We start from the raw sequence: 19413 nt of genomic DNA, 5'->3' as shown, positions 1-19413 counted from the left end.
CCATCAGGCTCATGCCGGACTGAAACTGCACTTGGTTCTTCTTCATGACACTACCTCCGTCTCTTCAGACGGTTGCAGCGTCTACCCTTGTCGTATCGTAGGATGCGACAGATGGGGAATCAGGAAATACCTTGGCCAGCGCCTGCTCACGAAACGCCAACGAATACGTTTGTTTGATCTTCAACTTACACCTCTGAGCTTCTTGATTAAGAAATTTCAGAGGCGACAACTAGTCTGACGCCGCGGGGATATGGACTGCTGCCGGTTTCGTGGACACCATCCTAAGCTAATTGCCTCTGCTGCTCGAACTGTATCGGGCTGAGGTAGTCGAGTGTCGAGTGGCGCCGCTCGAGTCCGCAAAAAAGGCTTGCGCCACGCGTGTAAATCGTTACGCTGCGTGGCCATGGAACACGCGCATTCCACCGCTGATATGGACGTCCAGACGCTAAGTGCGTTGGTCGCCGATCAGATGCAGGCGATTGCCGAGCGCGACACGCAGATCGCGCAGCAGGTTGCCGTGATCACGCGTCACGAGCGCACGATCACCGAGCGCGAAGCGCGCATCAGCGTGCTGACGGCCGAGATCGCGCGGTTGCGCCGCGCGCAGTTCGCCGCCCGCTCAGAGAAGATGGATCCGGCCCAGCGCGCGCTGTTCGAGGAGACCATGGCGGCGGACATCGCCGCGGTGGAAGCCGAGCTCGAAGCGCTGCAGTCGCCAGCGGCTGATGAACGGACCAAGGATCGCCCGCGCCAGGCGCCCAAGCGCCGTCCGCTGCCGGAGGACCTGGAGCGCGTCACCCGGTATGAGCCGAGCGCCTGCACCTGCGGGCGGTGCGGCGGCGAGCTGGCGCCCACCGGCGACCACGTCAGCGAGAAGCTGTCGTGCAAGCCGCTGCAATTCTTTGTGCGTCGCGACGTCTATCCGCAGTACGCCTGCCGTGCCTGCGAGACGATCGCGGCGGTACCGGTGGCGTCGACCGTGATCGATCGCGGCATCGCCGCCCCGGATCTGCTGGCGCAGGTGCTGGTGGCCAAGTATTTGGATCACCTGCCGCTGTACCGGCAGGAGGCGATCTGCGCTCGCCGCGGCATCGCGATCTCCCGCTCGACCCTGGCCGAGTGGCTCGGCGCCTGCGGGGTGGCGCTGCAGCCGCTGGTGGGTCGGATGCGCGACGCGCTGCTGTCGCTGCAGGCACTGCACGCCGACGAGACGCCGGTGGGCATGCTCGAGCCCGGCAGGGGCAAGACCCATCGCAGTTACCTGTTTGCCTACCGCAGCGGCATCGGGCCGTCGATCACCGTCTTCGACTTCTGCACCAGCCGCAGCGGCCAGCACGCCCGTCGCTTCCTCGGCGATTATCAGGGCGCGCTGATGGTCGACGACTACGTCGGCTACAAGGCGATGTTTGCCGCCGGCATGGCTGAGCTTGGTTGCTGGGCGCATGCGCGGCGCAAGTTTGTCGACCAGCACAAGGCCAGCGGCAGCCCCATCGCCCGCGAAGCCATCGAGCGCATTGCGGTGCTGTACCGCATCGAGGCCGAAGCGAAGCGCATGTCGATCGACGACCGTGGTGCCTACCGCCAGAATCATGCTGTCCCGGCACTGCAGGCCATCAAGACCTGGCTGGACGACTTGCGGCCCCAGGTGGCCGGCAACAGCGGCGCCGCCAACGCGATCGACTACACCTTGCGCCGCTGGCCCGCGCTGGCACACTATGCCGATGACGGCGCCTTCCCGATCGATAACAACCCGATCGAGAACGGGATCCGGCCGATCGTCCTGGGTCGCAAAAATTGGCTTTTTGCCGGCTCCGAAACGGTCGGCCAACGCGCCGCGGCGATCATGAGCCTGCTGGCCACCGCCAAAGCCAACGGGCATGAGCCGCAGGCATGGCTCACTGACGGGCTCACGCGGCTGCCCACCACGAAGGATCGCGACATCGACACGCTACTGCCCCTGCGGAACACTCCCTGATGGACTACAGCGCGATTATCACGGCCTTGCGCCAGGCCTCGGCGTTTGACCTGTATCGACTGCGCTGGGCGATCGACCGTCAGTTGGATGATCCGCGCTGGATCCTGGCGGTACACGCCCGTGTGCATCTGGGACAGACGGTGGACTTTTACGATCCACGTGACAACGTCATGCACTCGGGCATCGTTGCCGAACTCCGTCGCAAGCACGTGGTGCTGCAACTGCCGACGGGAAACCGCATCTTGGTCGAGTACGCCTCGATCAATCTCGACGGCGTGGATGCCGATATCCGGGAGCAACCCAGGCAAGGACTCGGTCGTCACGAGGTCCGCGTCGGCGATGTCGTGGGCTTCCAGGATCGCGACCGTCGTCCGCGTCAGGGCACCATCCTGCGGCTCAACGACAAAACCGTCACGCTGCAATCGGAGACGATGCAATGGCGTGTCGGCTATACCTTGCTTCATCGTGTGATACAGAGCGGCTGAACCACTCGATGTGTCCTCGCCGGGCGCTTACGCTTTATCAGCACGCTCGGTTCCTATCGAACCATGATCCGTCGGCCTTCGTATGCGCCTGCCGAGGTAACGACGAAGATATTGCGATGATGACTCGCGTTAACGAAAGTTTTTGCGAGGCTCGCTAGAATCGGCCGTATCCCCCTCAATACAAACACGAATGACGACTTCCCATCCAGGCCGCCTCGGCCCCTTGTCGCACCTGATTTTCTCCTCGCGCTGGCTGCAGTTGCCCCTGTACCTTGGCCTCATCGTGGCCCAGGGCATTTATGTGGTGCAGTTCCTGCGCGAGCTGTGGCACTTGATGGAGACCACGCTGTTCCACAACGGCATCGACGCTTCGGGTGGAACCGAAACTGCCGAGGCGACGATCATGCTGACCGTGCTGGGTCTGATCGACGTGGTGATGATCTCGAACCTGCTGGTGATGGTAATCGTGGGAGGCTACGAAACGTTCGTTTCGCGTCTGCGGCTTGAAGGGCATCCGGATCAACCCGAATGGCTGTCGCACGTGAATGCCACCGTGCTGAAGGTGAAGCTGGCGATGGCCATCATCGGCATTTCCTCGATCCACCTGCTCGCCACCTTCATCAAGGCGCGCAGCATGGACGGCGACACCATCATGTGGCAGATCCTGTTGCACCTGACTTTCGTGATCTCGGCGGTGGCGCTTGCCTACATCGACAAGCTGACCCAGCCCGTCGGCAAGCACGCCGGGGCGCACTGAACGCGGACGGTCGAGGCACGGCGATCGCTCCACGCATCGGCCACTTGATACTCTTCGCCGATGGGTTCCTGGGCGACGGGTCCGCGCGAAAGGAAGTACCGTGGTGCAACGTTACGTACTGGCGATAGATCAGGGCACGACCAGCTCGCGCGCGATGCTGTTCGACCAAGCCGGTACCGTTGCGGGTTTGGCGCAACGCGAGTTGCACCAGATATTCCCGCAGCCGGGCTGGGTGCAGCACGATCCACAGGAGATTCTGGCCAGCGTGCTGGAGACGGTCGGCAACGCGCTGGCCGCGGCACGGGTAAGTGCCAACGAACTGGCCGGCATCGGCATCACCAACCAGCGCGAGACCGCCGTGGTATGGGACCGCCATACCGGCCAGCCGGTCTACAACGCGATCGTGTGGCAGTCGCGGCAGAGCCTGGCGATCTGCGAGCGGCTGGAAGCGGACGGCTACGCACGCATGGTGCGCGAAAAGACCGGCTTGCTGATCGATGCCTACTTTTCCGGCAGCAAGATCCGCTGGATCCTCGATCACGTAGCGGGCGCCCGTGCGCGTGCGCAGCGAGGCGATCTGCTGTTCGGCACGATCGACAGCTGGCTGATCTGGAACCTCAGTGGCGGCAAGCTGCATGTCACGGATATCAGCAACGCCGCACGCACGCTGCTGTTCGATATTCATGCGCGATGCTGGGACGACGAACTGCTGCGCATGCTGGATATTCCACAAAACATGTTGCCGCAAGTGCGTTCGTGCAGTGAAGTCTACGGCCATACCGTGGCGTTGCCGGGTTTGCCGGCAGGCATACCGATCAGCGGCGTGGCCGGCGATCAGCAGGCGGCCTTGTTCGGCCAGGCCTGTTTCGAGCCGGGGATGGCCAAGAACACCTACGGCACCGGCTGTTTCATGCTGATGAATACCGGCACGCGGGCCGTGCCATCACGGCATGGCTTGTTGACCACGATCGCCTGGGAGGTGGACGGCACGGTCGAGTACGCGCTGGAAGGCAGCATCTTCGTCGCCGGCTCGGTAGTGCAGTGGTTGCGCGATGGCTTGCACATGCTGCAGCACGCTAGCGATTCGCAGCTGTGTGCGGAGAGCGTGCCTTCGAGCGAGGGGGTGTATCTGGTGCCGGCATTCGTGGGGCTGGGTGCGCCTTACTGGCGCAGCGACGTGCGTGGCGCGATGTTTGGATTGTCGCGCGGTACCCGCAAGGAACATGTGGTGCGCGCGGCGCTCGAGTCGATGGCCTACCAGTCGCGCGATGTGCTGGCCGCGATGGAGGCGGACGCCGGCATTCCGTTGAAAGAGTTGCGTGCCGACGGCGGTGCGATCGCCAATGACTTCATGGCGCAGTTCCAGAGCGACATGCTCGGTGTGCCGGTGCTGCGCCCGCGAGTGGCCGAGACCACCGCGCTGGGCGCGGCCTATCTGGCGGGACTCGCGGTGGGGTTCTGGGAAAGCCGCGCGCAGATCGCGGCGTTGTGGCAGGTGGACAGACGCTTTGAGCCGACGATGGACGAAGCCACCCGGCAACGCCTGTATCGCGGCTGGCAGGACGCAGTGAACGCGACCATCGGTTTTCGCGTCGACTGATGCAAACGAGGCTCCCTGTCGGGAGCGTCGTCGTCCAGCCGCCGGCGCAACGGTCAGTCCAGTGCGTAACCGAACTGGTCGAGGAATTCCGCAGCGAACTCGGCGTAGCTGAAACGCTGGTTCTGCGTGCCGGGATGTTCGACTTTCAGCGCGCCCATCAGCGAAGCCATGCGGCCGACCGTCGGCCAGTCCTTGTTGCCCATGATGCCGAAGATCATGCCGGCCCGATACGCATCGCCGCAGCCGGTGGGGTCCACGATCTGGCGTTCGCGCGCCGGCGGAATGTGATGGGTCTCGCCGTCGACGTGGATGATCGAGCCGCGCGGACCCTGGGTCACGACATACGCGGTCACCTGGGCGGCGATCTCGGCGGCGCTCCAGCCGGTCCGCGTCTGCAGCAGCTGCGACTCGTAGTCGTTGACGATCACATAGGTCGACTTGGCGATCATCGAGCGGAATTCGTCGCCGCTGAACAAGGGCATCGCCTGGCCCGGATCGAAGATGAACGGCACGCCGCGCTCGGCGAACTCGTTGACGTGCTGCAGCATCGCTTCGCGGCCGTCGGGCGCGACGATCGCGATGTCGATCTGCGGGATGTCGCGCACGTGGTTTTCCTGTGCGCTGGACATCGCGCCCGGATGGAAGGCGGTGATCTGATTGTTGTCCAGGTCGGTGGTGATGAAGCACTGCGGCGTGAACTGGTCCTCGAATTCGCGCACGCAATCGAGCCGGATGCCGCAATGCTCCAGATGCTTGCGATAGGGTGCGAAGTCCTGCCCCACGGCGGCCACGGGCAGCGGATCGCCGCCGAGCAGCTTGAGGTTATAGGCGATATTGCCGGCACAACCGCCGAATTCGCGGCGCATCCGCGGGACCAGAAACGACACGTTCAGAATATGCATCTGATCGGGCAGGATGTGATTTTTGAACTGGTCCTGGAACACCATGATGGTGTCGTAGGCCAGCGATCCGCAGATGACGGCAGGCATGATGTGCGGGAGTCCCCGGGCAAGGTGGCAGAGGCCGCGCGCGCCGCGATCGGCGATGGCCGAACCGGAATGCCGCGGTCAAAGCGTGGAATCCTACCGCCATATGTCTGTGTTGGCGACTTTCCGCAGCCATGCACAGCTCACTTCGAGGTGCAGGAAATGTGCTTAGGGCAGTGTTGTGAAAGGATTTCTTAACGTTATTGTCCTTGCGCATGCGGGTCACGCTGACTAGACTGGCGAGCTTACTTTTTAGCCAAGCCGACCCACGGCGGACCCATGTTCAAGAAGTTTCGCGGGATCTTTTCCAACGACATCTCCATCGACCTCGGCACGGCCAATACGCTGATCTATGTACGCGGCCAGGGCATCGTCCTGAACGAGCCGTCGGTGGTGGCGATTCGCCAGGATCGGGGTCCCGGTGGTCCGCGCACCATTGCCGCGGTCGGCAGCGACGCCAAGCGCATGCTTGGCCGCACACCGGGCAACATCGCCACGGTGCGTCCGATGAAGGACGGCGTGATCGCCGACTTCACCATGACCGAGGCGATGCTGCAGCACTTCATCAAGCAGGTGCACAAGTCGCGTTTCCTGCGGCCTAGCCCGCGCGTGCTGGTCTGCGTGCCGTGCGGCTCCACCCAGGTCGAGCGCCGCGCGATCAAGGAATCGGCGGAAGGCGCCGGCGCGCGCGATGTATTCCTGATCGAGGAGCCGATGGCCGCGGCGATCGGCGCCGGCATTCCCGTGCACGAGGCGCGTGGTGCGATGGTGCTGGATATCGGCGGCGGCACCTCCGAGGTGGCGGTGATCTCGCTCAACGGCATCGTCTATTCGCAGTCGGTGCGCGTCGGTGGCGATCGCTTCGACGAGGCCATCATCAATTACGTGCGGCGCAACCACGGCACCTTGATCGGCGAATCCACCGCAGAAAAGATCAAGCTGCAGATCGGCTGCGCATTCCCGCAGAGCGAGGTCAAGGAGATCGAGATCTCCGGGCGCAATCTCGCCGAAGGCGTGCCGCGCATGTTCACGATCAACTCCAACGAGATCCTCGAGGCGCTGCACGAGCCGCTCGCCGGCATCGTGGCGGCGGTCAAGTCGGCACTGGAGCAGACTCCGCCGGAGCTGTGCTCCGACGTGGCCGAGCGTGGCATCGTGCTGACCGGCGGCGGCGCATTGCTGCGTGACCTGGATCGGCTGATCTCGGAGGAGACCGGCCTGCATGTGCAGGTGGCGGACGATCCGCTGACCTGCGTGGCGCGCGGTGGCGGCAAGGCGCTGGAGCTGATCGATCAGCACGGCAGCGACTTCTTCGCACCCGAATAACCCACGCTAGGCAGGGGCGGCCATGGCGCGCACGCGCGACGAATCCTCGCCTCTGTTCGCCGGCAATGCGGCCGGCACGCTGCGGCTGATGGTCTATCTCGCACTGGCCGTGGTGCTGATGGTGCTCGACCATCGCAACGGTTGGCTGTGGCGCCTGCGCTACGCTGCGTCGGCGGTGGTGGAACCGGTATATCGGCTTGCCGGTTTGCCGGCCGAGGGCGTGCGCACCATGAGCGTGGCGTTCGCCGACCGCCAGCGGCTGACCGAGCAGAACCAGCGGCTGCGCGAAGACCTCCTGCTGGCCAATGCCAAGTTGAACCGGATGGCCGCGGTCGCCGAGCAGAATCAGCGGCTGAAGGAGCTGCTCGATACCCAGCACAGCCTGGATCTCAACGTGCAGCTGGCACGCGTGATCGGAGTGGATCTGGGCGCTTACCGATACCGGCTGACCTTGAACATGGGTGCCCGCGACGGCGTAAAGCCAGGTCAGCCGGTGATCGATGCGCATGGCGTGATGGGTCAGGTCAAAGAGGTGTTGCCGACGACTTCGGTGGTGATGCTGATCACCGATCCGGCACACGCCGTTCCGGTGGTGATCGAGCGCTCGGGCTTGCGCACGGTGGCTTACGGCTCGCGCGACGGCGATCAGCTCGCGTTGCCCACTATTCCCCTGGCGGCCGACGTGCGCGCGGGCGACAAGCTGCTTACCTCCGGTATCGGCGGCCGCTTTCCGCCCGGCTTCCCGGTGGGCGAGATCGTTTCGGTGGCGCCGGCAGCCACCGGCATGTTCCAGGTGGCGCTGGCACGGCCCGCGGCGGATATCGACCGCAGCGAAGATGTGTTGCTGCTGCACGATCAGGCCGAACCGGACGGGCCGCCGGCGCCGGTCAAGCCGATGGGACCACCTCGCGAACTGATGCCGAGCGGTGGCGCAGCGCCGGCGACGACATCCTCGGTCCGGTCGGCACCGCCTGCCGCCGGCGGGGTGCCCCAATGAACAAGCAGCGCCTGAGCCTGTGGTGGTTCGTCGGCACGCTGGTGTTTGCTCTGCTCTCGATGCTGGTGCCGCTGCCCGCTGTGCTGGAGCCGTTCAAGCCGTACTGGCCTGCACTGGTCCTGCTGTACTGGTCGCTGGAGTCGGAGGACCGGGTCAATCTGGGTCTGGCATTCTTGGTCGGGCTGGGTGCGGACCTTTTCAACGGCGTGGTGCTGGGCGAGCAGGCCTTGCGCCTTTGCGCGCTGGTCTTCATCGCACTGCGCTTCCGTTCGCGGCTGCGTTTCTTCCCGATGTGGCAGCAGACCCTCGCGGTGCTGGCGTTGCTGTTGAACGACCGCATCCTGGTGCTGATCATACGCGTGCTCGCCGGGGCGTCGCTGCCGCCGGCCAGCTGGTGGATCGCGCCGTTCGTCGGTGCGGTGCTGTGGCCGTTCCTGTTCTTGCTGCTCGACGACCTGCGCGCGCGTCTGCGGATTCAATAAGACATGATCCAGTGACATGAAGATCCGGCGATCGATCAAGGACCCGCGCGGCGAAAGCGAACTGTTCCGGCGTCGCGCGGTGATGGGTTTCGTGCTGCTGCTGCTCGGTCTTTGCCTGCTGGTCAGCCGCTACATGGTGCTGCAGGTGACGCGCCACAACGAGTTTGTCGCCCGCTCGACCAGCAACAGCGTCAAGCCGCGGGTGATTCCTCCGGCCCGCGGGTTGATCTACGACCGCAACGGCGTCCTGCTGGCCGACAATGTGCCGGCGTTCCGGCTGGAGGTGGTGCCCGAGCAGGTCAAGGACATGCCGGCCCTGCTGGCCAGGCTGGGCAACGTGGTGCCGCTGAGTCAGGACGATCTGGACGCGTTCAAGAAGCAGCTCGCGCAGAGCCGGCGCTTCGAAAGCGTGCCGCTGAAGATGCGCCTGACCGAGGATGAGATCGACCGCTTCGCGGTGAACCGCTGGCGTTTTCCAGGGGTGGACGTGGTGCCTTACCTGACCCGGCGCTATCCGCTGGGCGGACTGTTCGCGCATGTGGTGGGCTATGTCAGCCGCATCGACGCCGACGACCTCGATCGGCTTGATCCGGCGCGCTACAAGGGCACCAGCCATGTCGGCCGCAGCGGCATCGAGCGGTCCTACGAGGATGTGCTGCACGGCACCCCGGGCTACGAGCTGGTGGAGGTGAATGCCGATGGGCGCACCCAGCGCGTGTTGCAGACGCATCCGCCGATACCCGGCAAGAATCTTTACCTGAGCATCGACGCACGCATGCAAAAGGCCGCCGAAGCCGCTTTCGCCGGTCGACCAGGCGCCGCCGTGGCGATCGATCCGCGCAACGGCCAGGTGCTGGCGATGGTCAGCGTGCCCACGTTCGATCCCAACCTGTTCGTCAACGGCATCAGTCAGGCCGATTACAGCGGGTTGATCAACGATCCGGACAAGCCGCTGGTCGACCGCGTGCTGAAGGGCGTCTATCCACCGGGTTCCACGGTGAAACCGTTTCTTGCGCTGGGCGGACTCGAGTACGGCGTGCGTCGCCCCGGGGATACGGTGCTGTCCACGGGGCAGTTCTGCCTGCCCGGGCAGACGCGCTGCTATCGCGACGACACCCGCGGCGGCGACGGCACGGTCGACATGGTGCGTGCGATCGAGAAGTCGACCAATACCTACTTCTACAAGCTGGCGCTGGATCTGGGCATCGACCGGCTGAGCGCCTGGATGAGCCGCTTCGGCTTCGGAGGCAAGACCGGCATCGACCTGCTCGGCGAATCCGAAGGCGTGCTGCCCTCGCGCGAGTGGAAGGCCCGGCACAGCAAGTTCGGCTGGTTTCCCGGCGAAACCGTGATCGCCGGCATCGGGCAGGGCTACTGGGCGGTGACTCCGTTGCAGATTGGTCATGCCGTGGCCACCCTGGCCGGACGTGGCGTGCCTTATCAGCCGCGGCTGGTGATGGCCACCAAGGGGGCGGCCGATGCACAACCGCTGCCACTGGCCAATCCACCCACGGGCCCGTCGCTGATCAGCAAGGCTTCCAACTGGGACGTGATCAACGAGGGCATGCGGGCGGTGATTACCGGCGGTACCGGCAAGGACGCGAGGCTGAACGACGGCTTCCCGTATCTGATCGCCGGCAAGAGCGGCACCGCCGAGCGTTTCTCGCGTACGTCGAACGCCTATAACACCAACAAGAACACGGCTTATCTGGCGACGCGCCATCGCGCATGGTTCGAGGCCTACACGCCCGCGGACGACCCGCAGATCGCCGCCGCCGTCGTCCTCGAAGCGGGGGCATGGGGCGCCTCGGATGCAGGTCCCATCGTGCGCAAGATCTTTGATGCCTGGGTGGTCGCCAAGGGCGGCGCGCAACCGGTGGATACACCGTTGCCCACGCCGGCGACGCCGTCGAGCAATGCCACCGTGCCGGTCGAAGACCTGCCGGCGGAACCATCCAGCGGCGACGGAGCGACGCCATGATCGGGACCATGCAAGTGCGTCTGCGCCGCTTCCTGCGCCGCATCATGACCCGGCCGCGGGTCGATCTTCCGCTGGCCCTTGGCCTGTTCGCGCTGGCGACGGTCGGCCTGATCACGCTGTACAGCGCCGGCGATGAAAGTCTCGCGCTGGTCGGCGGCCAGGCCGCGCGCTTCGTGCTGGGCGGCGTGTTGTTGCTGCTGATCTCGCGCATCCCGCCGTCGACGTTGCGCAACTGGACGCCATGGCTGTATGCCGGCAGCACCGCATTGCTGGTGGTGGTGGCGGTGCTCGGCGAAGGACGCGGTGCGAACCGCTGGCTGAACCTGGGCGTGATGCGCTTTCAGCCGTCCGAACTGCTCAAGCTGACGATGCCGATGATGGTTGCCTGGTACCTGCACCCGCGCCAGTTGCCGCCGCGCTGGAAGGACATCGCCATGGTCGGACTGCTGATCGCGATACCGGCCGCGCTGATCGCCAAACAGCCGGATCTCGGCACGGCGCTGCTGGTCAGCGCCGCCGGCGCGTTCGCGCTGTTTCTGTCGGGCATGGCATGGTGGCGGATCGGCCTGCTGATCGGTGCGGTGGGCGGCATGATTCCGGTCGGCTGGCACTTCCTGCATCAATACCAGCGCGACCGCGTGCTGACCTTGCTCAATCCGGAATCCGATCCGCTGGGCAATGGCTGGCACATCATCCAGTCGCAAATCGCGGTGGGTTCCGGCGGCATCTTCGGCAAAGGCTGGCAGCACAGCACGCAGTCGCGGCTGGACTTCCTGCCCGAACACACCACCGACTTCATCTTCGCGGTGTTTTCCGAGGAGTTCGGGCTGGTCGGCGTATGCGCCTTGTTCGCGCTGTATGCATTCATCATCGGCCGCTGCCTGTGGATCGCGATGGAGGCGCGCGACACCTACTCGCGCCTGCTCGCCGGTGCGATCGGCATGAGTTTCTTCGTCTACGTGTTCGTCAACGGCGGCATGGTCGCCGGGATGCTGCCGGTGGTCGGCGTGCCGATGCCGATGATCAGTTACGGCGGTACCTCGGCGGTGTCGCTGCTGGTCGGTTTCGGTGTGTTGATGTCGATCCATGCCAATCGCAAGATGCACCTGTGAACACAGCCATTGCGCCGCCCGCGTTCGGCCCGAAGTTGCCCCGGCGTGCGTGTTAGGCTTTCGATGACATCGTTTTCTGCGAGCGAAGCCTGCACATGACTGCCACTCCTGCGCCGCGCGCGGCCCGTTTTCTCGCCATCCTCGGCTTGTTCTGGGTGGCTGCGCCGGCGCTGGCGGCGACCCATCCCGGTCAGGCCGAGCTGGTGCGCGAAGTGGCGAGCGAGACCGGCAAGGATCCGCGGGCGCTGAACAGCTTGCTGGATGGCGCGCAGATGCAGCAAAGCATCCTCGATGCAATCAACCGCCCGGCCGAGAGCAAGCCGTGGAAGGATTACCGGCCGATCTTCCTGACCGACCTGCGTATCAGCGACGGCATCGCGTTCTATCGCCAACACCGCGCGCTGCTGGAGCAGATCGGCAAGCAGTACGGCGTGGCCCCGCAGTACATCGTGGCGATCGTCGGCGTGGAAACCAATTACGGCCGCATCACCGGCAAGTACAAGGTGCTCGACGCGCTGGTCACCCTGGGTTTGTACTACCCGCCGCGGGCGACATTTTTTCGCAACGAGCTGAAGGTCCTGCTGGAACTCCCGGACAGCCATCTGGCCGGCCCGCTGGACACGCTGACAGGCTCCTATGCCGGCGCGCAGGGCTGGGGCCAGTTCATGCCCGACAGCATCCGCGACTTCGGCGTCGATGCCGATGGCGACGGTCGCATCGACCTGCAGAACTCGCTGCCGGACATCTTCGCCAGCGTTGCCAACTACTTCGCGCAGCACGGCTGGGTCGATGGCGGTCCGGTGGCGGCGCGGGCGCAGCCGGATGCGGCGGCGCGGCCGATCGCGGTGCAGGACGCCAATCCGCAGTGGCCGCTGGAGCAGCTCGAGGCGTGGGGCTACGCGCCGCTGCAAGCGCTGTCGCCGGCGCAACCCACCAGTCTGCAGACGCTGGTCGGTCCGAGCGGACCGGAGTACTGGTTCACCTTCCAGAATTTCTATGTGATCACGCGCTACAACCGCAGCCCGCTCTATGCGATGGCGGTCGATCAGCTGGCGACTGCCATCGCCGCCGGCGTGGCGCAGGCGGATGCTGCGCCATGAGGCTGGCGGCCGCGGCGCTGCTGCTGCTGCTGGCCATGACGATGTTGCTGGCCGGCTGCGGCGGCGCGCGAACGAAGCCTTACCATGGCGAGGGCGATCGGCAGCGGCCGGGTCGGACAGGTGGCGCCGGCGGCGACGGTTTTCGCGACGATCTCAGCAAGTCGCAGGACAGCCGCTACCGCGATGGCAGCGACAGCGTGCCGGACGACGTGCCGGACGTGAGCAAGCTGGTCGAGCCAGTGCCGAAGGTCGAGCCGCGTTCGCTGTACGGCAACAAGTCGCCGTATACCGTGCTGGGACATACGTACAACGTGCTGCCCAGCGCGCGCGGCTACGACGAGCGCGGCATCGCCTCGTTCTACGGCAACAAGTTCCACGGCTACAAGACCTCCAGCCTGGAAACCTACGACATGTACGGGTTCAGCGCCGCCAGCACCACGCTGCCGCTGCCCAGCTATGCGCGGGTCACCAATCTCGAGAACGGCAAGAGCGTGATCGTGCGAGTCAACGATCGCGGCCCGTTCCACCAGAACCGGGTGATCGACCTCTCCTACGCGGCCGCGGTGAAAATCGGCATCTGGCCCAAGGGCACAGGGTTGGTCGAGGTGCGCGGCATCGATCCGGCCCATCCTGCGCAGGAACTGCCGCCGGCAGCTGTGGTCCCATCCGCACACCCGGGCATCTACTTGCAGGTGGGCGCGTTCTCGGATGCGGACAATGCCGAGCGGCTCGCCCAGCGCCTGCGCCAGGCCAATCTCGGCGACGTGCAGGTAATGAACGCCGACGTCAACGGCCGCCGCGTGCGGCGGGTTCGGGTCGGGCCGCTGGCGGACGTGGATCGCGCCGATCAGGTCAGCGCCCGGATCGAAGGCATGGGGCTGCCGCGGCCTCAGGTCGCGGTAGACTGAGCGGGATTTGTGTACCCCTTTTTAATCACTCGGCAGGTTTTTTGCCGATATTTCAGAGACTGGACTGAACAACCCGATGAACTTTCTCCGCCGTAGCCTGATTCCGTTCGCCGCCACCGTGTTGCTGGCTGGTGTCGCCATTGCCCAGACGCCGCCGCATCCATCGCCGGTGCCGCGCCCGGTGGTGCCCGAGGCGCCGGTGCCGCCGCCGCCGGATGTCGACGGCAAGGCGTGGGTGCTGATGGACTACGCCACTGGCCAGATCCTCGCCAGCAAGGAGCCGGACCTGCGTGTCGAGCCCGCCTCGATCACCAAGATCATGACCGATTACGTGGTATCGGCCGAAGTCGCCAACGGCAAGATCCACATGACCGATCCGGTCACCATCAGCGAGCACGCCTGGCGCTCCGGCGGCGGTGCCACCGATGGCTCCACCAGCTTCCTCAAGCTCAACAGCCAGGTGCCGCTGCAGGACTTGCTGAAGGGCATGATCATCCAGTCCGGCAACGACGCCGCGATCGCGCTGGCCGAGCACGCCGCGGGTTCCGAACAGGCTTTCGCCGGCTTGATGAACGCGTATGCCAAGCAGCTCGGCATGGCGAACTCGAACTTCGAGAACGCTTCCGGCTACCCGATCGCCAATCACTACACCACCGCACACGACATCGCGATCCTGTCGCGTGCGCTGATCCACGATTTCCCCGAGGACTATGCGATCTCCGCGATCAAGCAGTTCGAATGGAATGGCATCAAGCAGGGCAACCGCAATACCTTGCTGTGGCGCGATCCGAGCGTGGACGGCATCAAGACAGGCCACACGCAGGCAGCCGGCTACTGCCTGGCCGCCTCGGCCAAGCAGGGCGAGGAGCGCATGATCGCGATCGTGATGGGTGCCAGCAGCGAAAAGGCGCGTGCCGATTCGGCGATGGCGCTGCTCAACTACGGCTTCCGTTTCTACGAGACCCACAAGCTGTACGATGCCAGCAAGCCACTGGCCACGCCGCGGCTGTGGAAAGGCGAGGCGAACCAGTTGCCGCTGGGCGTCGCCGACAGCGTGCTGGTCACCGTCAAGCGCGGAGAATACGACCAGCTGAAAGCCACCATGGACATTCCGGCCACGCTGATCGCGCCATTCAAGAAAGGTCAGCAGGTTGGCACGCTGCGCATCACGCTGGTCGGCCAGCCGGTGCAGAGCGTGCCGCTGATCGCCTTGAACGATGCACCGCAGGGCGGCTTCTTCTCGCGTCTGTGGGACAGCATCATGCTGTGGTTCCACAGCGACAAGAAGGCCGTTGCGGAGGCGCCGGCGAAGAGCACGGACGCGAAATAATGCAACCGATCGATTTCAGCAAGGCGAAGCAGGACGGCAAGGGCTTCCAGTTCCCCGGCGAGTTCGAGATCACCGCGGTCGGCAGCGCCAGCGCGAACCTGCCGACCCACGTGCCGCAACTGCTGGAGCGTGCCGGCCTGCACGTGCTGCACGAGAGCGTGCGGCACCGGCATTCCGGCGCCGGCAACTTCGTCTCGGTCACGGTGAGCTTTCGCTGCGACACCCGCGAACAGTACGAAGCGGCCCACGCCGCACTGCGCGCGAGCCCGGATATCCGTTACACGTTGTGACCGCTTGCGGAAAAACAATAGTGGGAGCGACTTCAGTCGCGATCGCTTTTCGGCAAAAACCGGAAGCATCGCGACTGAAGTCGCTCCCACAGATCGATCCAGACATTTCCTGAAGGTCAAGCTGTATGTCGTTGCCGCTGAAAATTCGCCGCCTTGGTCGCCAGCCATATGCGGCGACCTGGAAGGCGATGAGCGCGTTCACCGACAACCGCACCGCCAATACGGCCGATGAGCTGTGGCTGCTGGAACACGATCCGGTGTTCACCCTCGGCCAGGCTGGCAAGATGGAGCACGTGCTGGCACCGGGCGATATCCCGGTGGTGCCGGTCGACCGCGGCGGCCAGGTGACGTATCACGGCCCTGGCCAGATCGTCGGCTATCCGCTGATCGACCTGCGCCGGGCCGGTGTCGGCGTGCGCGAGCTGGTCAATCGGATCGAGCAGTCGCTGATCGACACACTGGCGCACTGGAACGTCGTGGCGGCGCGGCGCGAGGGCGCGCCCGGCGTATACGTGGCGGATGCCAAGGTCGCCGCGCTGGGGTTGCGCGTGCGGCGCGGCTGCAGCTTCCACGGGCTGGCCTTCAACGTGGCCATGGACCTGGAGCCGTTTCATCGCATCAACCCTTGCGGTTACAAGGGTTTGGCGGTCACACAGCTGCTAGACTTGGGCGGTCCGTCGCAGCTGGCAACGGTCGAGGACGTGCTGGTGGAGGAGTTCTGCCGCCAGTTCGGCTTTGCCGCCGAGCCAGCTGCCCCCGTCTTACCCGAACTCCCCGCTCGTGCAGCGGTCTGAGCTGTCTACATGAGCGAAATCTCCACCTCTTCCTCCAAGGTCATCCCGGTCACCGTCGTCAGCGGTGCGCCTGCCGGCGAAAAGCAGATCGGCAACGACAAGATCGCGCTGAATCGCGCCGGCTTCGATACCGCCGTGCCGATGCTGCGCAAGCCGTCGTGGATCCGCGTACGCCTGCCGCAAGGCAACGCCGTGCAGCAGCTGAAGGCGCGCCTGCGCGAGAACGCGCTGGTCACGGTATGCGAAGAGGCGTCGTGCCCGAACATCCACGAATGTTTCAGCAAGGGCACCGCGACGTTCATGATTCTCGGCGAGGTATGCACGCGCCGCTGCTCGTTCTGCGATGTGGCGCATGGCCGCCCGGTCGCGCCGGATCCGCTGGAGCCGGCGCGGCTGGCCGAAACGATCCGCGACATGCGGCTGAAGTACGTGGTGATCACCTCGGTCGACCGCGACGATCTGCGCGACGGCGGCGCCGAACATTTCGCGGCATGCATCCGCGCCACGCGCCATGCCAGCCCGAACATCAAGATCGAGATCCTCACGCCCGATTTCCGCGGCAAGGGCCGCATGGAGCGCGCGCTCGAAGTGCTCAAGGACTTCCCGCCGGACGTGTTCAACCACAATCTGGAAACCGTGCCGCACCTATACCGCGAAGTGCGTCCGGGCGCCGACTACCAGTGGTCGCTGGACCTGCTCAAGCGCTTCAAGGCGCAGCATCCCGAGGTGCCGACCAAGTCCGGCATCATGCTGGGCCTGGGCGAAACCTGGGATCAGGTGATCGAGACCATGGGCGATTTACGCTCCCATGACGTCGAGATGATCACCATAGGCCAATACTTGCAGCCCACACCCCACCATCACCCCGTGGTGCGCTACTGGACTCCCGAAGAATTCGAGGCGCTGCGCGAAGCCGGTGAGGCGATGGGTTTCCATCACGTCGCCTCCGGTCCGCTGGTGCGTTCGTCCTATCACGCCGACCTGCAAGCCCATGCAGCCGGTGTCACCGAGTCAGCCTGAGAGCCTTCATGAAATTTCGTCCTGCACTGCTCCTGTTGCTTGCCCTAGTCACCGCGACCTGCGCCTCCGCGCAGTCGGCGGCCGATCTCGGTGCCGGCAGCACAGGCCGCAAGGCGGCCACCTGGCCGCTCACCCCCACCACCAGCGAGGCGCAGGCCGCGCAACTGTCGGCGCGCTTCCTGACCCGCTTCCACTACGACGCGCAGCCGCTCGACGATGCGATGTCGGCGCGCATCTTCAAGGCCTACTTCAAGCTGCTCGACAGCGAGAAGGTGTTCTTCACCCAGGCCGACATGGCGAAGTTCGCGCCGCTGAAGACCGAACTCGATGACGCGATCTGGAATCAGGACCTGTCCGCGCCGTTCTCGATATTCAACCTGTACGTGCAGCGTGCGGTGGAACGCATGACTTATGCGCGCGGCATGCTCAAGAAGGGTTTCGATTTTTCCGTCGACGAAAACTATACGTTCGACCGCGACCATGCCGACTGGCCCAAAGACCAGGCCGAGCTGGACACGCTATGGCGCCAGCGCACCAAGAACGACTGGTTGCGCCTGAAGCTGGCCGGCAAGAACGACGACGACATCCGCAAGACGCTGGACAAGCGTTATGCCGGCTACATCGAGCGGGTCAAGCAGCTCGACGGCGAGGACGCGTTCCAGACATTCATGACTGCGTACGCCGAAACCACCGACCCGCATACCGATTACCTTGGCCCGCGTGCGGCGGAAAACTTCGACATCCAGATGAAGCTGTCGCTGGAAGGCATTGGCGCCCAGCTGCAGGCACGCGACGATTACACGGTGATCTTCACCCTGGTGCCAGGCGGTCCGGCGATCAAGTCCGGCAAGCTCAAGCCCGGCGACCGCATCGTCGCGGTGGGGCAGGGCGACAGCGGTCCGCTCACCGACGTGATCGGCTGGCGGCTGGACGATGTGGTCAATCGCATCCGCGGCAAGAAAGACACCACCGTGCGGCTGGAGATCCTGCCGGCCGATGCCGGTCTGGACGGCAAGCACGAGATCGTCACCCTGGTGCGCAAGAAAGTCAGCATCGAGGATTCGGCGGCGAAGAAGAAGATCATCGACATCAAGGACGGCGACGTCACCCGCAAGATCGGCGTGATCGAGCTGCCCTCGTTCTACTCCGACTTCGGTGCGCGCAGCGAGGGCGACAAGAACTTCAAGAGCGCCACCCGCGACGTGGCCAAGCTGCTCGGCGAGCTCAAGACCGCCGGCGTGCAAGGTATCGTGGTCGATCTTCGCAACAACGGCGGCGGCTCGCTGGCCGAGGCCAATTCGCTGACCGGCCTGTTCATCGACAAGGGGCCGGTGGTCCAGGTGCGCGACTCCAAGGGCCAGGTCGAGGTACAGGGCGACGACGACCCGGGCATGGCATGGAGCGGTCCGCTGGCGGTGCTGGTCAACCGCGGTACGGCATCGGCGTCGGAGATCTTCTCCGCGGCGATCCAGGACTACCACCGCGGCCTGGTCGTCGGCGAGCCGACGTTCGGCAAGGGCACCGTGCAGAACCTGGTCGATCTGGACCGTTTTTCGCAGAACGACAGCGAGAAGCCGCAGCTCGGCGAGCTGAAGATGACCATCCAGGAATTCTTCCGCATCAACGGCGGCTCCACCCAGCTGAAGGGTGTGACGCCGGACATCGCTTTCCCGAAGAACGGTGACGACAAGGACTTCGGCGAGTCGACCTACGACAACGCGTTGAAGTGGACGCAGATTCCGCCGGCCGACTACCAGCCGGTGGCGAACCTCAATGCCTATCTGCCGCAGCTGCTGCAGATGCATGACCAACGCGTGGCGAAATCGCCCTCCTGGAAACTGATGCTCGACGAGCTGGCGCAATACAAGGCCATGCGCGCCAAGACCTCGATCTCGCTGAATTTCGCCTCGCGCGAGGCCGAGCGCAAGCAGCAGGATGCGATCCAGTCCGATTTCCGCGCGCGGCACAAGGCCATCGACGGTACCGACGCCTTGCTGAGCGACGAGCAGAGCCGCCTGGACGACGGCCTCAACGCGAACGAGCGCAGCCTGAAGAGCGAGCTCAAGCAGGAAAGCGATGCGAAGAAGGCGAAGGACGTGCAGCTCAACGAAACCGCGCACATCCTGTTCGACGCGGTAGGCCTGGTCAAGGCCGATCCGAAGCTGGCCGCCGAAGTGTTGCCGTATGGCGGCAGGTTCTCCGCCACGGCGGCGGTGGCGCCGCCGGCCGCCGCACCGGTCGTGCATTGAGTTTCATCGCGTGACGGTCAA

17 protein-coding genes are annotated in these 19413 nt (G+C 64.8%); 16 read left to right on the top strand and 1 reads right to left on the bottom strand.

The genetic code is table 11. The features are described from left to right. Positions 1–430 precede the first annotated feature (430 nt). The 4 genes from tnpC to glpK all read left to right on the top strand — a co-directional run bounded on the left by tnpC (position 431) and on the right by glpK (position 4817). Positions 431–1975 (top strand): IS66 family transposase, encoded by a 1545-nt coding sequence (gene tnpC / locus ACFPPB_RS17010; protein WP_377329263.1) that lies wholly within the window; start codon positions 431–433, stop codon positions 1973–1975. Then, positions 1975–2460 (top strand): peptidylprolyl isomerase, encoded by a 486-nt coding sequence (locus ACFPPB_RS17005; RefSeq protein ID WP_377329257.1) that lies wholly within the window; start codon positions 1975–1977, stop codon positions 2458–2460. Before tnpC ends, ACFPPB_RS17005 begins: the two co-directional genes overlap by 1 nt. Positions 2461–2650: 190 nt before the next feature. Next, positions 2651–3217, top strand: coding sequence for a TIGR00645 family protein (locus tag ACFPPB_RS17000; RefSeq protein WP_377329255.1), 567 nt, complete (start codon positions 2651–2653; stop codon positions 3215–3217). Positions 3218–3317: 100 nt separating this feature from the next. Then, positions 3318–4817, top strand: a complete 1500-nt coding sequence (glpK, locus tag ACFPPB_RS16995; RefSeq protein ID WP_377329253.1) for a glycerol kinase GlpK — start codon at positions 3318–3320, stop codon at positions 4815–4817. A gap of 53 nt (positions 4818–4870) precedes the next feature. Here the strand turns inward: glpK and ACFPPB_RS16990 are convergent, their stop codons facing one another. Next, on the bottom strand, positions 4871–5806 hold the full coding sequence (locus ACFPPB_RS16990; RefSeq protein ID WP_377329251.1) for a carbohydrate kinase family protein: 936 nt from the start codon (positions 5804–5806) through the stop codon (positions 4871–4873). 276 nt (positions 5807–6082) lie between these two features. Between ACFPPB_RS16990 and ACFPPB_RS16985 the strand changes: the two genes are divergently transcribed. From ACFPPB_RS16985 to ACFPPB_RS16930, 12 genes are all read left to right on the top strand, one after another. Then, positions 6083–7129: a rod shape-determining protein gene (locus ACFPPB_RS16985; protein WP_072762547.1), complete on the top strand. Its 1047-nt coding sequence runs from the start codon at positions 6083–6085 to the stop codon at positions 7127–7129. 22 nt (positions 7130–7151) lie between these two features. After that, positions 7152–8126, top strand: coding sequence for a rod shape-determining protein MreC (gene mreC, locus ACFPPB_RS16980; RefSeq protein WP_377329249.1), 975 nt, complete (start codon positions 7152–7154; stop codon positions 8124–8126). Continuing rightward, positions 8123–8608, top strand: a complete 486-nt coding sequence (gene mreD, locus ACFPPB_RS16975) for a rod shape-determining protein MreD (RefSeq protein ID WP_377329247.1) — start codon at positions 8123–8125, stop codon at positions 8606–8608. Before mreC ends, mreD begins: the two co-directional genes overlap by 4 nt. Positions 8609–8624: 16 nt before the next feature. Then, positions 8625–10589 carry a penicillin-binding protein 2 gene (gene mrdA / locus ACFPPB_RS16970; RefSeq protein WP_377329245.1) on the top strand — a complete coding sequence of 655 codons (1965 nt, stop codon included), beginning with the start codon at positions 8625–8627 and terminating at the stop codon, positions 10587–10589. Continuing rightward, positions 10586–11701 carry a rod shape-determining protein RodA gene (gene rodA, locus ACFPPB_RS16965; RefSeq protein WP_377329243.1) on the top strand — a complete coding sequence of 372 codons (1116 nt, stop codon included), beginning with the start codon at positions 10586–10588 and terminating at the stop codon, positions 11699–11701. The genes mrdA and rodA overlap by 4 nt, the downstream gene beginning before the upstream one ends. A gap of 95 nt (positions 11702–11796) precedes the next feature. Beyond that, the gene (gene mltB, locus ACFPPB_RS16960; RefSeq protein WP_377329241.1) at positions 11797–12801 is read left to right on the top strand and encodes a lytic murein transglycosylase B; all 1005 of its coding nucleotides are present in this window, start codon (positions 11797–11799) and stop codon (positions 12799–12801) included. Continuing rightward, a complete protein-coding gene (locus ACFPPB_RS16955) occupies positions 12798–13709 on the top strand; it encodes a septal ring lytic transglycosylase RlpA family protein (protein ID WP_377329239.1) in 912 nt (303 codons plus the stop codon). The genes mltB and ACFPPB_RS16955 overlap by 4 nt, the downstream gene beginning before the upstream one ends. Before the next feature lie 76 nt (positions 13710–13785). After that, positions 13786–15039, top strand: a complete 1254-nt coding sequence (locus ACFPPB_RS16950) for a D-alanyl-D-alanine carboxypeptidase family protein (protein ID WP_377329238.1) — start codon at positions 13786–13788, stop codon at positions 15037–15039. Then, positions 15039–15329 (top strand): DUF493 family protein, encoded by a 291-nt coding sequence (locus tag ACFPPB_RS16945; RefSeq protein WP_377329236.1) that lies wholly within the window; start codon positions 15039–15041, stop codon positions 15327–15329. Before ACFPPB_RS16950 ends, ACFPPB_RS16945 begins: the two co-directional genes overlap by 1 nt. A 125-nt stretch (positions 15330–15454) precedes the next feature. Continuing rightward, positions 15455–16123 (top strand): lipoyl(octanoyl) transferase LipB, encoded by a 669-nt coding sequence (gene lipB / locus ACFPPB_RS16940; RefSeq protein ID WP_377329234.1) that lies wholly within the window; start codon positions 15455–15457, stop codon positions 16121–16123. Positions 16124–16132: 9 nt separating this feature from the next. Beyond that, positions 16133–17143 (top strand): lipoyl synthase, encoded by a 1011-nt coding sequence (gene lipA, locus ACFPPB_RS16935; protein ID WP_377329232.1) that lies wholly within the window; start codon positions 16133–16135, stop codon positions 17141–17143. 8 nt (positions 17144–17151) lie between these two features. Continuing rightward, a complete protein-coding gene (locus tag ACFPPB_RS16930; protein WP_377329230.1) occupies positions 17152–19392 on the top strand; it encodes a carboxy terminal-processing peptidase in 2241 nt (746 codons plus the stop codon). Positions 19393–19413: the final 21 nt, after the last annotated feature.

Origin of the sequence: Rhodanobacter terrae (assembly GCF_042657005.1) — a bacterium.
Classification (GTDB): Bacteria; Pseudomonadota; Gammaproteobacteria; order Xanthomonadales; family Rhodanobacteraceae; genus Rhodanobacter; species Rhodanobacter terrae.
Note: the sequence above shows the minus strand (reverse complement) of the source record. Positions and strands in the feature narration are given on the sequence as shown.